Origin of the sequence: Porphyromonas endodontalis ATCC 35406, from assembly GCF_000174815.1 — a bacterium.
GTDB classification, from domain to species: Bacteria; Bacteroidota; Bacteroidia; order Bacteroidales; family Porphyromonadaceae; genus Porphyromonas; species Porphyromonas endodontalis.
Map to the genome: position 1 here is coordinate 1 of NZ_ACNN01000017.1, position 17,057 is coordinate 17,057.

A 17,057-nucleotide genomic window follows, 5' to 3' on the forward strand; every position below is an offset into this window, starting at 1 on the left:
ATTTCTAACCTTCCGATGTTAAGAAAGGTTGCACAACTATCCCTCAGCAACTTACAGGGGAATTTTTTCTCCCAGAAGTGGATCTGAAAAAGGATTCGAGGGGTTTTACTTCTTTACGAAGCGCACAGCGACCATCTTGGCGGTTGCGGTTTTTACTTCTCCAGCCCACAGCTCCATCTCTAAAACAGCCTTGCGATCCGTCACTTCTAGAGGACGAGCAACCACCTTCAGAGCGCAATTCATCGGAGTTGGGCGTAGATAATCCACTTCCAAGTGTGCCGTAACAAATCGCTCCAAGGTCTCATGATTCAGAGGGATGTGGTGCGCTGCCAAATAAAAACCTGCCGCCGAGGCCGTACCATGACAATCGAAAAGCATGGCAATAAACCCGCCATATAGATTAGAAGGCACTCCCCCCGTATAAATATCCGGAGGCGTGGTAATACAAGTAGCAGAAGCGCCATCGGGAGCCATGTAACTACGCAGATGCAAACCCGAGGGATGCGCCTGCCCACACCCCCAGCAATGGCTAAACTCGGGGGCATAATACTCTTGGATCGATAATGATTGCGTCATTATAGTACTACATATAGGTGTATGATTATTTACAACGAATAAATTTTGCCTGCTGGGTAACGGTAACCTCCGAAGGTTTAGCCTCCTCCCCTCTGAGGATTAGGTGCGACCGCTCGGAAAGTGAGACCGAATAGGCCTGATTTACCTTCCACTCTGCCTGAGCATCGTGGCTTAGCAGCACTTTAATACTCTCGGTAACAAATTTCTCGGCATGCACCTTAGTGCGCCCCGAAAGAGAGCAATCCACACGATCTGCCAACCCTGAGAGATAAGCCAAGCCGGAGCCCGCCATAGAGAGATTTGTTTCTGAGGTGAGAGCATCATACTTTAGCTTGCCATTCCCCACCGTTTGAACCGAAAGGGATTTTAAGCGGAAATGCCCTGCACTCTTAAATTCACCGGAGAGACGAAGAGAGGCTACTTCACCCTCCACCTGCAAGCCTTTGAGGCGAGAAGAATGCTGCACGAGTGTAAAATGATCCACTTCATTCACGCCTTGAGCCGTGAGCGAACTATCACTCAAAAGCGTAATAGAGGGAAGGGAACGAAGAGAAAGATACAATGTAACACGCCGTGGGAGCTCGGGAGACAAGCCATCGGGAGACAGATAAACCCGAAGCAATCCCTCATGGATCGTATAATTAACTTCGTCAAGAGTTGCAGGCAGTCCCTCCATTACGAGCTCCTCTCCTAAACCAAAACTCAACTCCACATCAAAGCCCGAACCAACCTCGAGCGCTTGAATGGGAGCCGATAAGTCAATCGTCCGTTTTTCAAGAGCGACCTGACGCCTGCGGTGCATCCAGCCCAAAAGGCCTCCGCCCAAAGTTGCAAGTCCTACCCCAACTGCCGTCCAGACAGTAGGAGTCTTTTTCTTTGCCATGTGCCCTCCAAGGGAATCTCTTTTCGAGTCTAGTGAATCCATAATCTATCGTTCTAGAGTGCCTAAAGGCACGTTCGTTTACTATCCAAAAGTAGTCTTTTTGGGCGAATAGTGTTCTCGCTCGCCCCCTTTAGAGGCGGATTATCCCTCTTTTGATGGCTTTGGGATTACCCTTTGATAGGCAAAACGAGGGGTGCCGTCAGGCAGAAAAATAGTACCACACGGCATAAATCCTAAAGAGAGAAAGAGGTGCTGCATCACAAGATTTTGCGCGTGTGTATCCACACGCAGATTGCAAGAGCGTTGCGAGCACCAATCGAAAACAAAACGAGCGATTCCCTTCTCTCGCCCCGAAGAGGCCAAACGATGTATCACCCCATAGGGCTGTTCATTGAGCCACGCCCCCTCTATTATACTATAGGTAGGGTCTTCTCCCTCTACAAACACAAAGGTAGCTACCATCTCATCCTCTCGATCCGTAACCACATAACTAATGCCCCGAGCTATATCCTCTCGCAGCAAAGAGACGGACGGATAACCCGAGTCGCCCCACTGATGGGGATTACCCAACGATGCCATATAGGCACGAGCGTGCTCATAGATGGCAAGCATCCGGGGGAGATCCTCCTCTAGCGAATGACGTACGGCAAAAGACATCCTAATAAATGATCAGCCAATAATCCACACAAAGGTAGGCTAATTATCGGCAGAAATGCAGCTGGTTTTCAGAAAAATATCACCCAATATCCCCCTATGATTCTAGCCGGGAAACATTTAGTTGCTGCCCTAAATCCGAAAAAGAATAGGGCAGCGTTTTTTGCGTGTTTCACGGGCATTTCTCCTAGGCATCACTAGGCAAGCTATTCCAATCATAAGGATCTGAAGGGGAATAAAAGGCGTAATGCTTTGGGAGTAAAGCAAGAAAGGAGCCGTTTATTGCGCGAGGGCGAAGCGACCACGCTGCCCAGCCGGCATTGCCACTCCCCACAAAAAGAGTACCTTTGTCTCCGCGATAATGAAAACTAATCTTTGCGTATCCATTATGACAAGAGAGCCCAACGAACAAGTAGAAGCCATCCGCAAGGATCTTCGCTACCTTCAGCTTTTGTCCAATAGTTTCCCGACATCAGCCGAGGCTTCCACCGAGATTATCAACCTCGAAGCCATTCTCAATCTACCCAAAGGTACAGAGCATTTCCTCGCCGACGTACACGGAGAATACGAAGCATTCAACCACGTGCTCAAGAATGCTTCGGGGAGCATCCTACGTAAAGTACGCGAACTATTTGGTCACCAACTGCAGGAGCGCGAAATGGCAGAATTGGCAACCCTTATATACTATCCTGCGGAGAAACTTGAGCTTAGCAAGAAGGAGCTACCCAACCTCGACGAGTGGTACCGCCTTACCTTGATACGCCTTGTAAAAGTGTGCCGTAAGATGGGAGAGAAATACACCCGCTCCAAGGTACGCAAGTCCCTCCCCCAGAAGTATAGCTACATCATACAAGAGCTATTGCACGAAGATGGGATTAATCCCAACAAGAGTGCCTATATCGCTAGTATCTTCGATACTATCATAGCAACAAATTGTGCCGACGACTTTATCATAGCTATCTCTACCACGATCAAGCGTCTTGCCATCGACAGGCTCCACCTTGTAGGAGATATATTTGATAGAGGCCCCGGCGCACAGCATATCATGGATACCGTAATGCACTACCACAATGTGGACGTGCAATGGGGGAATCACGACATGCTTTGGATGGGAGCTGCGGCAGGCAACCTGGCTTGTATGGCCAATGTGATCCGCATTGCCCTACGGTATGCCAACCTCGACACTATTGAAGATGGCTACAACATTAACCTCCTCCCCTTGGCTCGCTTTGCTATGGACACTTATGCGGACGACCCCTGCGACTGCTTCAAACCCAAGATGGGAGATTCCGACGCAAGCTACGACGAGAAGAGTGTCTACCTCATTAGCCAAATGCACAAGGCGATTGCCGTAATTCAGTTTAAGCTGGAGCACGCTCTAATCGCAGCGCATCCGGAATATAAGATGGCGGATCGCGACCTCTTTGATAAGATCAACTGGGAAGAGGGAACGCTCGATCTTACCCATACTGCACCCAATGGAGGTTACGGTCATCACCCGATGCTGGATATGAACTTCCCCACGGTGAACCACGACAACCCCTTCGAACTAACCCCCGAAGAGGCCTCTGTAGTAGAGCAATTGAGACTCTCTTTTGCTCACAGCATCAAGCTACACGAGCATATTCGTACCCTCTACAAAATCGGGAGCATGTACCTCGTATGCAATGGCAATCTACTCTACCACGCCTCTATGCCCCTCGACAAAGAGGGTATACTCAAAGAGGTACACGTGGGCAGTGGCACCTACAAGGGGAAAGCGCTGCTGGAGAAAATCGACACAGTAGTGCGCGATGCCTACCAAGCCCCCGAGGGCAGTGACCGCAAACAAAAATCGGTAGATTACATGTGGTACCTATGGTGTGGACCCGACTCTCCTCTCTTCGATAAGAGTGCCATGACCACCTTCGAACGCTACTTCATCAAGGATAAAGATACCCACAAAGAGCACAAAGGCTACTACTATAAGTACCGCGATGATGCTCAAGCTATCACACGCATTCTCGCGGACTTTGGTTTAGAAGGGCCTGATTGTCACGTAATCAATGGACACGTACCCGTTAAGGCCGTTAAGGGAGAAAAACCCCTTATGGCAGGCGGAAAGCTCTTGGTAATTGATGGAGGATTCAGCCGTGCCTACCAGTCGAGTACAGGTATTGCAGGGTATACTCTCACCTTCAATTCGAGAGGTTTGCAGCTTGTACAGCATGAGCCATTTAGCAGCAAACGTGAGGCCATTGAGAACCTTGACGACATTAGAAGTGTTACTGTAGTAACGGAGCCAACTTCGCACCGAATACTTGTAGCAGATACAGATATGGGCAAGGTGCTACGTGAGCAGGTCAACAATCTCAAGCAACTCCTTGAGGCTTACCAGTTAGGGATTATCAAGGAACGCGAGTCCAAGTAAAATAAATAACACACAGAGTACAAACTAGCACTTCTTATTGATGCGTCGAAAAATAAGAAAGATCTTATGGATTGTATTCGGCTCTTTTTGGGCTTTTGTCGTGCTGCTATTCCTACTTATATGGTTTGGCATCATCGGCTATATGCCCCCTGTAGAGCAATTACAGAACCCCATAGATAAATATGCGTCGCAGCTAATCTCGGCAGATGGTGTTACTCTAGGGTCTTATGCCCGTAGCGGTAATAACCGCATATATTCTTCGTACCAAGATCTATCGCCCGACCTCGTGCGAGCCTTGATAGCGGTAGAAGATATTCGCTTCGAAGACCACTCCGGGATTGATGCCAGAGGCTTGCTCCGTGCCATTGTTAAGCGCGGAATGCTAAGACAAAAAGGTGGCGGAGGTGGGAGTACCATCACGCAGCAGCTTGCCAAGCAGCTCTACTCCCCCAAAGCAGATAACGTGATCGAACGGCTTTTACAAAAGCCTATCGAATGGGTTATCGCGATCAAACTAGAGCGTTACTACACCAAAGAGGAGATTATCTGCATGTATCTCAATCAGTTCGATTTCCTCTACAATGCGGTGGGTATCCGCTCGGCGGCAGAGACCTATTTTAGCAAGAAGCCTAGCGAACTCAACCTACAAGAGAGTGCCATGCTGGTGGGAATGTGCAAAAACCCGGCGGTCTACAACCCCATCCTACACAACGACAAGGATTGGGCATTAGAGCGTCGTAATGTGGTGCTCAGACAGATGGCAAAAGCAGGATTTCTCACAGAAGCCGAAGCAGATTCGGTGGCTGCCCTCCCCCTTGTAACGCGCTTCCACAAAACGCAGCACAACGAGGGTCTTGCGCCCTATTTCCGAGAATTTATCCGCTTAATACTCACAGCCAAAAAGCCGGATAAGAGCAATTACAACGAATGGTCCATAGGGCAGTATGTTGCGGACAGCACCGCTTGGGAAAATGACCCCCTCTACGGTTGGTGCGAAAAGACCCACAAAGCCAACGGCAAGAGCTATGATCTCTACGCGGATGGGCTGAAAATCTATTGTACGATAGATAGCCGTATGCAACGCTATGCCGAGGACGCTATACGCGAGCATCTGGGCGGCTTCTTGCAACCCGCCTTTGCACAAGAGAAAAAAGGCTCTAAGTCTGCTCCGTATTCTTCGCGAGTTTCTGCAGCCGACAGGGAGGCAATGATCCTACGCGCCATGAAGCAATCGGATCGTTGGTACCAAATGAAGCAAGAGGGGGCAAGTGACAAAGAAATACTCGCAGCCTTCGATCAAAAAAGAAAAATGCAGGTATGGTCTTGGGATGGCATGATTGATAAGACCATGTCTCCCCGCGACTCTATCCTCTACTATAAGGGCTTATTGCGCTCCGCCTTCATGGCAATGAACCCCTCTAATGGGCATGTACTTGCCTACGTGGGAGGAATTGACTTCCGCACCTTCAAGTACGATATGGTCAATCAGGGGCGCAGACAGGTGGGCTCGACCATCAAACCTTTCCTCTACTCGCTCTTGATGTCAGAAGGGATGTCCCCCTGTGATATGGTGCTCCACAACCCCGTAACTCTATACGACGGCAGTGGACGGGCATGGACACCCCGAAGCGGAGGAGCGCGTCGCCAAGGAGAGATGGTCACAATCCGTTGGGGGTTGCAAAACTCCTCCAACTGGGTTACGGCCTATCTTATGGGGCAAACCTCGCCCGTTACCTTTGTACGCCTACTCAAATCGTACGGCATTACAGGACATATCGACCCGGTAGTGTCGCTAGCCGCAGGTACTCCCGACGTTTGTCTTGCCGAGATGGTAAGTGCCTATACCACATTTGTCTCTCAAGGGATACGTGTGAGTCCGCTCTACGTTACCCGCATCGAAGACCAATTTGGCAACACAATAGAAAGTTTTACCCCCCGCATGACCGAGGTACTCAACGAAGAGACCTCCCTAAAGATGCTGGATATGCTGCAAGCTGTAGTGAATGGAGGTACCGGTGGGCGCCTAAGAAGCCGCTATGGTTTGGAGCTTCCGCTCGGTGGTAAGACAGGGACAACGCAAAACAATAGCGATAGCTGGTTTATGGGCTTCTCTCCCGAGATTGTGGCAGGTTGCTGGGTAGGTGGCGAAGACCGCTCCATCCACTTCAACTCCACGTCCATAGGACAGGGGGCAGCCGCTGCACTTCCCATCTTTGCCAAATTCATCAAGAAAGTCTACAGCGATAGAGCTCTAGGCTACTCCCGTGATAAGAAATTCAACATCCCCCAAGGCTACAATCCTTGCGGCTCCTCCGGTGGTGGCAACGAAGGAGAAGCCGGCTGGTGGGATGGCGAAGGAGGCGATACCGATACCGAAGGAGCTGGCAATACCGCATCACAAGGTGGTGCGCGAGAAGGAACATCTACGCCCTCCAACTGACCCCAATGAATTAAGAAGACAATAGATTATAAGAATACGCTAAACTAACAAAGAAGCACAGATGGAAAAAAACGAGTTTATTCCTTTGGTGATGGTAAGGCCGAAGGACGTGCTGACATGAGGAATCTGCTTGGTGGTAAAGGTGCCAACCTCGCAGAGATGAACCTAATCGGGGTACCTGTTCCTCCAGGTTTTACAATTACCACTGACGTATGTAGCGAATACTACTCAATTGGTGGAGAAGAGGTACGCAACCTCCTCAATGACGAAGTAAAGTCTGCAATCAAGGGTATCGAAACCCTTATGAGTCATAACTTTGGTGATCCCTCAAACCCGTTGCTCGTCTCGGTTCGTTCCGGAGCTCGTGCATCCATGCCCGGGATGATGGACACCATCCTCAACCTTGGTCTCAATGACGAAGTAGTAGCCGGCCTCAGCAAAAAAACCGGCAACGAGCGTTTCGCTTGGGACTCTTACCGCCGTTTCGTACAGATGTACGGCGACGTGGTACTTGGCATGAAGCCTGCCGAAAAGACCGAACAGGATCCTTTCGAAGCCATTATTGAGCAGGTAAAAGAAGAAGCCGGAGTAAAACTCGACAACGAACTCTCGGTAGAAAACCTCAAAGACCTCGTAGTTCGCTTCAAAAAAGCAGTATACGAGCGTACCGGTAAGGACTTCCCTGCAGATCCCTATGAGCAATTATGGGGTGCCGTTATGGCGGTATTCAACTCATGGATGAACGAGCGCGCTATCCTCTACCGCAAGATGGAGGGAATCCCTGCAGAGTGGGGAACCGCTGTAACCGTACAAGCTATGGTATTCGGGAACATGGGCAATACCTCAGCTACAGGGGTATGCTTCTCTCGCGATGCCGGTAACGGCGAAAACCTCTTCAACGGAGAGTACCTCATCAATGCACAAGGAGAAGACGTGGTAGCAGGTATCCGTACTCCTCAACAAATCACCAAGATTGGTTCACAACGTTGGGCAGAACGCGGTGGCATTAGCGAAGCAGATCGTGCCGCTAAGTACCCCTCTATGGAGGAATGCATGCCCGAGATTTATGCCGAGCTCAACGCCATCCAACAAAAGCTAGAAGACCACTACTCCGATATGCAGGACATGGAGTTTACCGTACAAGAAGGCAAACTTTGGCTCCTCCAAACACGTAATGGTAAGCGCACCGGTAGCGCAATGGTTAAGATCGCTTGTGACCTACTCCACGAAGGTAAGATCACAGAAGAGCAAGCCATCATGCGCATCGAGCCCAACAAACTCGATGAGCTACTCCACCCTGTCTTCGATAAGGAAGCACTAAAGAAAGCCCAACTTCTAACGAAGGGTCTCCCTGCATCTCCCGGTGCTGCAACGGGGCAAATTGTATTCTTTGCCGACGACGCTGCCGCTTGGAACGCAGAAGGCAAGAAGGTAATCATCGTACGCCAAGAGACTTCTCCCGAAGACCTCGAAGGTATGACAGCCTCTCAAGGTATCCTCACCACACGTGGGGGTATGACCTCTCACGCTGCCGTAGTGGCTCGTGGTATGGGTAAGTGCTGTATCACCGGTGCCGGCGAAATGATGGTGAACATGGTAGAGCGCACGCTTACCATCGGTAAGACCGTACTCCACGAAGGCGATAGAATCTCTATCAACGGTACTACGGGCGAAGTATTCCTCGGCGAGGTAGCTACGGTTGCTGCCGAAATGGACGACGACTTCCGCACCTTGATGACGCTTGCCGATAAGCACGCACGCCTCCAAGTTCGCACCAATGCAGACACGCCTCGCGACGCTGCAACGGCTCGTAGCTTTGGTGCCGTAGGTATCGGTCTCTGCCGTACAGAGCACATGTTCTTCGAAGCAGAAAAGATCAAAGCCATGCGTGAGATGATCCTCTCCGAAAACGAAGAGGGTCGTGTAAAAGCACTCGAAAAGATCTTGCCTTACCAGCGCAAAGACTTCTATGAGATCTTCAAAGTAATGCAAGGCTTGCCCGTAACGGTACGTCTTCTCGACCCCCCTCTCCATGAGTTCGTACCCCACGATGTAAAACAACAAGAGGAGATGGCAGAAGCTATGGGCATCGATCTCGCTACGCTCACAGCTCGCATCGAAAAGCTCAACGAGCAAAACCCAATGCTCGGGCACCGTGGTTGCCGTCTCGGTAATACCTTCCCCGAAATTACTCGCATGCAGACGCGTGCCATCCTCGGGGCTTGCTGCCAACTCCAAAAGGAGGGTATTGAAACTCATCCCGAGATCATGGTACCTCTCGTTGGTATCCTCTACGAGTTCAAGCAACAAGAGGAAGTAATTCGCGCTACAGCAGAAAAGGTATTTGAAGAAGAGGGGGTGCGCCTCGACTTTAAGGTAGGTACGATGATTGAGATCCCTCGTGCGGCTCTCACTGCCGACCGTATCGCCTCGTCCGCTGAGTTCTTCTCGTTTGGTACGAACGACCTTACACAGATGACTTTCGGGTACTCTCGCGACGACATCGCCAGCTTCTTGCCTCACTACCTCGAGCAGAAGATCCTAAAGGTTGACCCCTTCCAAGTACTCGACCAGAAGGGTGTGGGACAACTCATCAGCATGGCAACAGAGCGTGGTCGTGCCATCCGTCCCGAACTCAAAGTGGGTATCTGCGGCGAGCATGGTGGTGAACCCTCGTCGGTTAAGTTCTGCCACCGTGTAGAGCTCAACTACGTATCTTGCTCCCCCTTCCGTGTGCCCATCGCACGTGTAGCTGCTGCACAAGCTGCTATCGAAGAGCGCAAGTAATCTAGCGAACTAAATACAATCCCAATAAAGGGACACCTGAGAGATGAAAATCTTTTGGGTATCCCTTTTTATTTTGCTAGCGGAAAACGATTTAAAACGTAGCCTGTAAGTCGAGAGAAACCAACCTCCTCCCTCGGACAAATCTTCAGGAGAGGTAGAAGGGGAAAGCTCAATGGGTCAAAGAATTCACACACAGCAATATACTCACTCCTATACTGCACTTCTTGTCTGGAATGCTACTCAAAGAAGCACGCCGCCGTATCCGCTTCACCCTTGCTGACAAAGGGAAAATCCACAGAGGGTAAAAGGAAACCTACTACTCCTCCCAATGGGGGTGGCGGTTCCGGTTCATCCGCCGGTGGAGATGGAAACGAATAAGCTCTAACCTTACTCTAGTCAACTCTAACTAAGAGGGGGCAAAGGCATAGAATTTACAGGAGAAATCAATATTGAAGAATTTCTGCCGTTTTCTTTCGATTTTTATACCGAACAACATTAAATCGGTATCTTTGCGAAAGTAGAAGGTATTAGCTTATGAGATACGGATATACAACAGACACTGAAAACAAAAGGGTTCTATCACTCAACCCTGTAAAACCGAAAGTCCGTTTCGACGGAGAGGAGTTTTTGTTTGAATCTCTGATGCTTGAGCAGAAGATGAACTCCTGCCACTATTTTGAAGTGGTCAAGGAATTCTTTTCGCAGGATGAGATGTGGCAAGCCAAGCCCGGGGAATTGATCGGGATGATTGGTTCTCGTGTTCTCATCTATCTAGAGCATTTGGATGGAAGCCATCCTTACGAGTTCTCCGGCTGGGTCACTGATGTACAGATTGATTCGTGGGAAGATTTTGCAGGTCGCTCCGACAACAGACGCCGCTCCAATAAGGTCCGCATCATCGGTCAGGGCGATGTGGTGAAGCTGGATGGAGCTGCAACGATGCACTCCTTTGTCGACTGTTCTTTGAGTAGTATTGTGGCACAGACAACCCAGGACTCTCGTCTCGAAGTCAAGTGTAATCCTAAGTATAAGGCTCTTCTGCCTTACGCCATGCAGTACGGGGAAAGTAAATTCGAGTTTCTCAACCGTCTCTCTTATACATACGGAGAACTCTTTTTCTATGACGGTCGTACCCTCTTCTTCGGCACACCCGATGACCCGAGATCCGAAGACCTATACGTGGATCAGGATTTGACCAGTCTGCGCACCTACTCTTCGGCCGTCCCAAGGAAGTATATCGGCTATGGTTACCTGCCAATGGAAGATCAATTCGTGCGCACGCCCGAATGCTTCAAGCCGAACGACAAACATTGGCTGATTGATACCATCACGAAGAGATCCGATTATCTATTCCCTGACAAAGGAGTGGTGGAAGCCGGAACTCCGGCATACCACGATTCACATATTTACGACATGGCGGATAACCGGCGGTCGGATGCCGCAGGGAGAATGATGAATATCGAGGGCGAGACCCGTACCTGCCGTATCAAGTTGGGAGGATTGGTGAACGTGTTTTTCCCTCTGAAGATGGATGTTCCTTGGTTAGGTCAGTATCGTATCATCCAAATCATTCATCGGGTGGATAAGAACGGGAATTACAGCAATCATTTCGTGGCAATTCCGAGTCAGTATGAGTATGTCCCCGAGCGCTTCATGCACAAACTCGTTGCCTATCCAGAGGTGGCGACGGTGTCGGACAATAATGACCCGAAGGGGCAGGGTCGTGTAAAGGTACAGTTCTACTGGCAAAAGCCACTCAGCCTTTCGACCAATTGGCTGAGGGTTCAGACTCCTGATGCAGGGAGTAGTGACAAGGTGTCAAGCAACCGCGGTTGGGTGACAATTCCCGAAGTGGGCGATCAGGTGATGGTCGGCTTCGAACATGGTGATCCACACCGCCCCTTTGTCATGGGAAGCCTATTCCACGGGAAGAGTGGAATAGGAGGAGGGGTAGACAATAAAAACAAAAGTTTTTCTACCAAACAAGGTAACTATTTTCGCCTTAACGGGAGTAATGGATCAGTCGTCCTCTCAACTCCCTTGGGAGCTGTTTTCCAGCGATTTGACAAAGATGGCAATGCTACTATCAAAGCCATAAAAAACCATTTTGTCAGAGCTAAAGAAAAAGCATCTATCGAAATCATTCCCCAACTGCCAAAGGGAAAGGATACTCCAAACGATAATACCCCACCACCTTCTCCCTCTGCGACTTTTTCCCTGAATAACGAAGGAGTTATCGAGCTTTCCGGGAATAAATCGGTGACAATCAAGGTGGGAAACAGCAAGATAACACTCTCCGATGGGAAGGTCACAATCGAAGGGGCTAAGATTGATGTAAAAGGAGAAATAGAAATGAATTAGGAGATAGGATATGCAATTAATCCGATATACAATCAAAAAAGGAGATACGCTGGAAAAAATTGCATCTGAAAGGAACACGACTCCTATCAGATTGAAAAACTTTCATAACACCCACTGTGATTTCCAAGATCTTATCCTTGAGAACGAAATTCCCCGAGGGTTGGAGTTCCTTATTATGGAAACAGGACAGAAAGAATTTTCCGATGAAGACGAAAAGGAAATGCAAATCTTCTTTCTTCCAAAGTCAAAAGTTCCTCAAACTTACACAAGCAGTCATTTAACAGAAATCGAAATTAATAACGTTCCGCTTGCTACATTTACACAAAATCAGGAATTTAATCTGAGCATAGAAGAGTCCGGTATTATATATCCATTCTGCACACTACAGATCACCAAAAATGACTTCGATGACGGGATCGGCTTGAAAGGGGAATTTGGAGGATTGCTTGAATCTGTTGTTCGCCTAAAAGATTATTTGGAACTCAACCTTACACCACACGGCACTATCTACAGAGTAGAAAATCGCAAACAACTAAGAGAGAAGTGGGAAAAACTTAAAGAGGATTTAAAGAATAATCCCCTCTTGTCAGAAATCCCCAGCAGTCAGATGCAAGAGATGATTGAAAAGGGAGATCAGGAATTTTCAAACTCATACCCCTTGGAAGAAGAGTTGAACAAGTCCGTTTTTCATTCCTATTTGTTTTTTCCATTGTATGGGCGCATGTTTCTTCCTGAAAAGACGTATGAAATGCAGCAAGATCATCACCTCATATCAATGTTGTTTTCGGGGGAAAGAATTCCTCTGCGCACTACACTGACGATAACGGAAGACAAAGAAGCGAACGAATATTTGGTAAAAGTGGAGTCTCAGGTAAACAAGGTTTTGCTTGATAGAAATACCTTGCAGCAAAGATACAAGGAGGAATATCCGTTTCTCAAAGATGCCTTCGACAGATATGATGTACTGATCAATGCCATGTATGCCATCGGGAAAGAAGATTCCATCCTCAACTTTGCAGATATTCAGATCGAAGAACTGGTCAATAACAATATGAATGCCTTCCAGCGCTTGGAAATAGAGCGAATAGTGTCAGAAAATAAATCAGAAGAGGAGAACAAAGATGAGTAAGGAAGCATATGTTCATGAAGGAGTGTCACTAATCTGCACCAATGGATTTAAGCCAGCAAAGTTGCTGGTAAAAGATAGGGGAGTATGTATTGCCGGAGGGCAACTGATGGCAACAGAAGAAGATAAGCCTACAAACTTTGCCTGTAAGTGGGCAGGGGTGTTGGCGGCATTGATTGCCGCAATACTAATCACAGCTCCTTTCATTGTGGCAGTCTTGGCAGCTTTCTTGATCGGGATGCTCGCTGCCTTGACATTAGGACAATTGCTGTGTTGGGTGGCATTACAAGGAGGAAAATGGAATATGGTTCATCCTCAAGTAAAGCTGAAAGGACAGTGTGCCCTGACTGAAAGTTCTAAGCTGACCTGTGTCTTAATGGGAGGAAACATTACAATTTTTTATGATGAAGCTACAGCCGGTAAAGCTTTGCGTAATAACTGGCTAAGAAACTCGGTAGAGATACTTGGGGCTGCTTTTATGGGGAGAGCTTTTGGTGCATCACTAAAGGTTAATGGATTTACTGGTGCTGTGAAAGGTTTTGTTTTGGCGTTACCAAGGAATTTAGTATTAGGTTATGGGATGGTTGAAGGAGCAAACATTGTATCCAATATTACCACACAAAATGAAAATGATTTAATAACAGGAATGGGAGATAGCATTCCTCATTATGGCGAAAACAAAAATATTGGAGATATAACACGGGCGGACTACCAGAAAACATCAACAGAACCAATAGGAATTCCCCCAACAAATGAGACAACATTATCTGTCAATAGGAGGATGCAAAAAAAGCAAGATCTGTTCAATCAATATGAACAATCTCAGATTAGTCAATACAAGCAAAATCACCCTGTTCATCGATATAGTAGAGGAAAGAAAAGCCCTCACTATGGAAGACAGCAACAGCAAAAACAAAAAATAAATATCCAGGCAAAGGAGTACGGAGCAAATCAACGTTCAAAACTAAGCCAACGATATCAAAATCGAGTTCGAAATTCTGCTCAGAAGAAATATACTAGAGCCAATTACGGCTTATTGGCTGCATTCTTTTTGTCTGAAGTAATTTCTCAACATTTAGAAAAATCCTTGACAAATGAAATTCAAAAAATCAATAGCCCAGAAAGCAGAGCAAGAGCAGTCTCTAAAATTTACGCGGTTGATCGTTAGGAGTCTCCTTTTCCTATTAGGACTTGCCATATTTTGGATTCTCCTCTTAATCACATCCAATGTAGCGAAAGAAGAGTTGTTCTTATCCGAAATTCCAATTGTTTATACATGGTTAATAGGTCTTGCTGTCGCTATATTTTCGTGGGCAGTCTACTTGGTAATCGTCGTAAAAGATAGCACATGGCATAAGATAAAAAGAGTCTTATTCATAGGAGGATATAATACGCCCGTTGACGTTGGAATAAAGTGGTTTGTATTGATACTCTTACTGATTATAGCAGTTAAATTCTCCCCACCAAGCTTGTATTCCAATATAAATGCCCTGTATCATGGAGTTATCTTTGAGGGGAAGGCTATTTTAAGCGAGGATGGGCGAAGTAGGGACAATCGCTTTATGAGGGTTTCGGTGGAAAGCAGAGGCGAACAGTACAGGTTCGAAGGGAAGACCAAGCAATTCGGATCATTGCTAAACAAAGAAGTTCATATCACCGTCTATCAAGGGCTATTCTCCAAATATGCGTTGGTTGAACCAGCTGTGATATCTAATAGTAGAAACTTCTTACAAGAGAAAAGACAGGAAGCAGACCACAGATAGGTAGTGTCTAGAAACAAAAGGGATCTACCACTCAACCCTGTAAAACCGAAAGTCCGTTTCGACGGAAAGGAGTTTTTGTTTGAATCTCTGATGCTGGAACAGAAGAAGAACTCCTGCCACTACTTTGAAGTGATCAAGGAATTCTTCTCGCAGGAGGCCAAGCCCGGGAAATTGATCGGGATGATTGGTTCTCGTGTTCTCATCTATCTGGAACATTTGAACGGGAGCCATCCTTACAAGTTCTCCAGCTAGGTCTCTGATGTACAGATTGATTCGTGGGAGGGTTTGTGAATGTGTTTTTTCCTCTGAAAACAAGATCTGTTCAATCAATATGAACAATCTCAGATTAGCCAATACAAGCAAAATCACCCCGTTCATCAATATAGTAAAAAGGAAATCCTTGACAAATGAAATTCAAAAAAATAATAGCCCGGAAAGCAGAGCAAGAGCAGTCTCTAAATTTTACGCAGCTAATCATTAGGAGTCTCCTTTTCCTATTAGGACTTGCCATATTTTGGATTCTCCTCTTAATCACATCCAATGTGGCGAAAAAAGAGTTGTTCTTATCCGAAATTCCAATTGTTTATACATGGTTAATAAGTTTACTCCTTGTCATTACATTATGGTTTGTGTATTTAATTCTTATTACAGGAGACAATACCCTTAGCAAGATACTCCGAAACTTCAAATTGTATGGGACATTCGGGATTCCCTCAGATGTAGGGCTAAAATGGTGGACTGTGTTTATAATGATTGTTTGTCTATATTTCTCCCCACCAAGCTTGTATTCCAATATAAATGCCCTGTATCATGGAGTTATCTTTGAGGGAAAGGCTATTTTAAGCAAGGATGGGCGAGGTAGGGACAATCGCTTTGTGAGGGTTTCGGTGGAAAGCAGAGGCGAACAGTACAGGTTCGAAGGAAAGACCAAACAATTCGGGTCATTGCGAAACAAAGAAGTTCATATCACCGTCTATCAAGGGCTATTCTCCAAGTATGCGTTGGTTGAACCAGCTGTGATGTTTAATAGCGGAAACTTCTTACAAGAGAGAAGACAGGAAGCAGACCACAGATAGTAATCCATGGAACGAATTCCCTTCAATAGATAAGGATTGATTCTGTAAGGGAATAAAAACGAAGGGTTGGCTTCTCGCGAGGAGGAGTCAGCCCTTTCGTCAAAGCCCTCAAAAAGTCTTCTATTAGAGGGAGGTTATGGGTTACCAACCTTTGTTATAGCCGTAGCGGAAGTCGAGCTCTTTGCGCAGTAGGTCTCGCACTTCGTTCTCGGAAGATGAGAACGAGAACACATCGCCCAACTTGGTACAATTCTCTATGTCAAGCACCTGGCTAGCTAAGACACGAGCGACCACCAACTTAGAGCTATCAAAACTGGGAACGGAGCACAGGGCTTTGAATTGCTGAGCCGTCACTCCGGCATCGGCGGGATAGAGCGCCATCACCTTTTCCACATCCGACTTAAAGGAACAGTCCTCTAATTCATCCAACAATGCCTTGTAGGTCTGCTGGGGGAGGGGGCGCAATCGGAATCCTTTGGAATTGGTTACACGAGAGTAATCTCTACGAGGGCGACCATAATCGTCTCTATCGCCTGGGCGCCCGTAATCCAAAGAAAGATACCTCTCGGCATCAATATACTCTGTACCATAGCCCGAGAAGTAAAAATTGCGATCGTATATAACGCGCTTCCGCGCATGCACTTGCTCCAGGGGCACCTCTACTCTTACCCGATAGTTGCCCCGAGGTAGAGCCACATAGCAACTATAGGTAGGGTTGCAAACCCGTGTATTATCTATATAAACAATGATGGGGACGCTCTTTGCTTCGACAGAGATGCCTGCTAGACTTTGCGCAGAAAGCTTCGTCGCAAAAGCGAAAGTAAGCAATAGGGCTAGGAGTAGGGTGTAGCGTTTCATAAGGCTTCCTTTTTATACTTATACTCTCCTCAAAGGTAAAACATTCTCCCCAAAAAACGTTCACCCCTACACAGCGGACGGTCTCCTGTATTTTCCAGTTGTAAGTGCAACGCTTAGATAAAC

11 protein-coding genes and 1 pseudogene are annotated in these 17,057 nt (G+C 47.3%); 8 read left to right on the forward strand and 4 right to left on the reverse strand.

The window, feature by feature from the left end; translation table 11 throughout:
• Positions 1–105 precede the first annotated feature (105 nt).
• The 3 genes from POREN0001_RS03995 to POREN0001_RS04005 all read right to left on the reverse strand — a co-directional run bounded on the left by POREN0001_RS03995 (position 106) and on the right by POREN0001_RS04005 (position 2,116).
• A complete protein-coding gene (locus POREN0001_RS03995) occupies positions 106–576 on the reverse strand; it encodes a PaaI family thioesterase (protein ID WP_004333368.1) in 471 nt (156 codons plus the stop codon).
• 25 nt (positions 577–601) lie between these two features.
• Positions 602–1,459, reverse strand: coding sequence for a GIN domain-containing protein (locus tag POREN0001_RS04000; RefSeq protein WP_004333364.1), 858 nt, complete (start codon positions 1,457–1,459; stop codon positions 602–604).
• A 141-nt stretch (positions 1,460–1,600) separates the two neighbouring features.
• Positions 1,601–2,116, reverse strand: coding sequence for a GNAT family N-acetyltransferase (locus POREN0001_RS04005; protein ID WP_004333361.1), 516 nt, complete (start codon positions 2,114–2,116; stop codon positions 1,601–1,603).
• 385 nt (positions 2,117–2,501) lie between these two features.
• Between POREN0001_RS04005 and POREN0001_RS04010 the strand changes: the two genes are divergently transcribed.
• The 8 genes and pseudogenes from POREN0001_RS04010 (at position 2,502) to POREN0001_RS04050 (ending at position 16,076) form a co-directional block, all read left to right on the forward strand.
• Positions 2,502–4,523 (forward strand): fructose-bisphosphatase class III, encoded by a 2,022-nt coding sequence (locus POREN0001_RS04010; protein WP_004333366.1) that lies wholly within the window; start codon positions 2,502–2,504, stop codon positions 4,521–4,523.
• Positions 4,524–4,563: 40 nt separating this feature from the next.
• Entirely contained in the window at positions 4,564–6,963 is a 2,400-nt protein-coding gene (locus POREN0001_RS04015; RefSeq protein WP_004333372.1) for a transglycosylase domain-containing protein, read from the forward strand.
• 66 nt (positions 6,964–7,029) lie between these two features.
• Positions 7,030–9,750 (forward strand): annotated as a pseudogene (ppdK, locus tag POREN0001_RS04020) (pyruvate, phosphate dikinase); the annotation flags it as partial.
• Between the two features lie 534 nt (positions 9,751–10,284).
• Positions 10,285–12,111, forward strand: coding sequence for a phage baseplate assembly protein V (locus tag POREN0001_RS04025; protein WP_004333365.1), 1,827 nt, complete (start codon positions 10,285–10,287; stop codon positions 12,109–12,111).
• Positions 12,112–12,121: 10 nt separating this feature from the next.
• Positions 12,122–13,240: a LysM peptidoglycan-binding domain-containing protein gene (locus POREN0001_RS04030; RefSeq protein WP_004333363.1), complete on the forward strand. Its 1,119-nt coding sequence runs from the start codon at positions 12,122–12,124 to the stop codon at positions 13,238–13,240.
• Positions 13,233–14,405, forward strand: a complete 1,173-nt coding sequence (locus tag POREN0001_RS04035) for a PAAR-like protein (protein ID WP_004333367.1) — start codon at positions 13,233–13,235, stop codon at positions 14,403–14,405. Before POREN0001_RS04030 ends, POREN0001_RS04035 begins: the two co-directional genes overlap by 8 nt.
• A complete protein-coding gene (locus POREN0001_RS04040; RefSeq protein ID WP_147286680.1) occupies positions 14,332–15,000 on the forward strand; it encodes a hypothetical protein in 669 nt (222 codons plus the stop codon). Before POREN0001_RS04035 ends, POREN0001_RS04040 begins: the two co-directional genes overlap by 74 nt.
• Before the next feature lie 407 nt (positions 15,001–15,407).
• A complete protein-coding gene (locus POREN0001_RS04050; protein WP_004333370.1) occupies positions 15,408–16,076 on the forward strand; it encodes a hypothetical protein in 669 nt (222 codons plus the stop codon).
• A 141-nt stretch (positions 16,077–16,217) separates the two neighbouring features.
• Here the strand turns inward: POREN0001_RS04050 and POREN0001_RS04055 are convergent, their stop codons facing one another.
• Positions 16,218–16,934 carry a proline and serine-rich protein 1 family protein gene (locus POREN0001_RS04055; RefSeq protein ID WP_004333358.1) on the reverse strand — a complete coding sequence of 239 codons (717 nt, stop codon included), beginning with the start codon at positions 16,932–16,934 and terminating at the stop codon, positions 16,218–16,220.
• Positions 16,935–17,057 lie beyond the last annotated feature (123 nt).

Bases quoted from the DNA above. Each gene is read 5' to 3' on its own strand.
- POREN0001_RS03995 (WP_004333368.1), bottom strand. From the start codon at position 576: ATGACGCAATCATTATCGATCCAAGAGTATTATGCCCCCGAGTTTAGC.
- POREN0001_RS04000 (WP_004333364.1), bottom strand. From the start codon at position 1,459: ATGGCAAAGAAAAAGACTCCTACTGTCTGGACGGCAGTTGGGGTAGGA.
- POREN0001_RS04005 (WP_004333361.1), bottom strand. From the start codon at position 2,116: ATGTCTTTTGCCGTACGTCATTCGCTAGAGGAGGATCTCCCCCGGATG.
- POREN0001_RS04010 (WP_004333366.1), top strand. From the start codon at position 2,502: ATGACAAGAGAGCCCAACGAACAAGTAGAAGCCATCCGCAAGGATCTT.
- POREN0001_RS04015 (WP_004333372.1), top strand. From the start codon at position 4,564: ATGCGTCGAAAAATAAGAAAGATCTTATGGATTGTATTCGGCTCTTTT.
- POREN0001_RS04025 (WP_004333365.1), top strand. From the start codon at position 10,285: ATGAGATACGGATATACAACAGACACTGAAAACAAAAGGGTTCTATCA.
- POREN0001_RS04030 (WP_004333363.1), top strand. From the start codon at position 12,122: ATGCAATTAATCCGATATACAATCAAAAAAGGAGATACGCTGGAAAAA.
- POREN0001_RS04035 (WP_004333367.1), top strand. From the start codon at position 13,233: ATGAGTAAGGAAGCATATGTTCATGAAGGAGTGTCACTAATCTGCACC.
- POREN0001_RS04040 (WP_147286680.1), top strand. From the start codon at position 14,332: ATGAAATTCAAAAAATCAATAGCCCAGAAAGCAGAGCAAGAGCAGTCT.
- POREN0001_RS04050 (WP_004333370.1), top strand. From the start codon at position 15,408: ATGAAATTCAAAAAAATAATAGCCCGGAAAGCAGAGCAAGAGCAGTCT.
- POREN0001_RS04055 (WP_004333358.1), bottom strand. From the start codon at position 16,934: ATGAAACGCTACACCCTACTCCTAGCCCTATTGCTTACTTTCGCTTTT.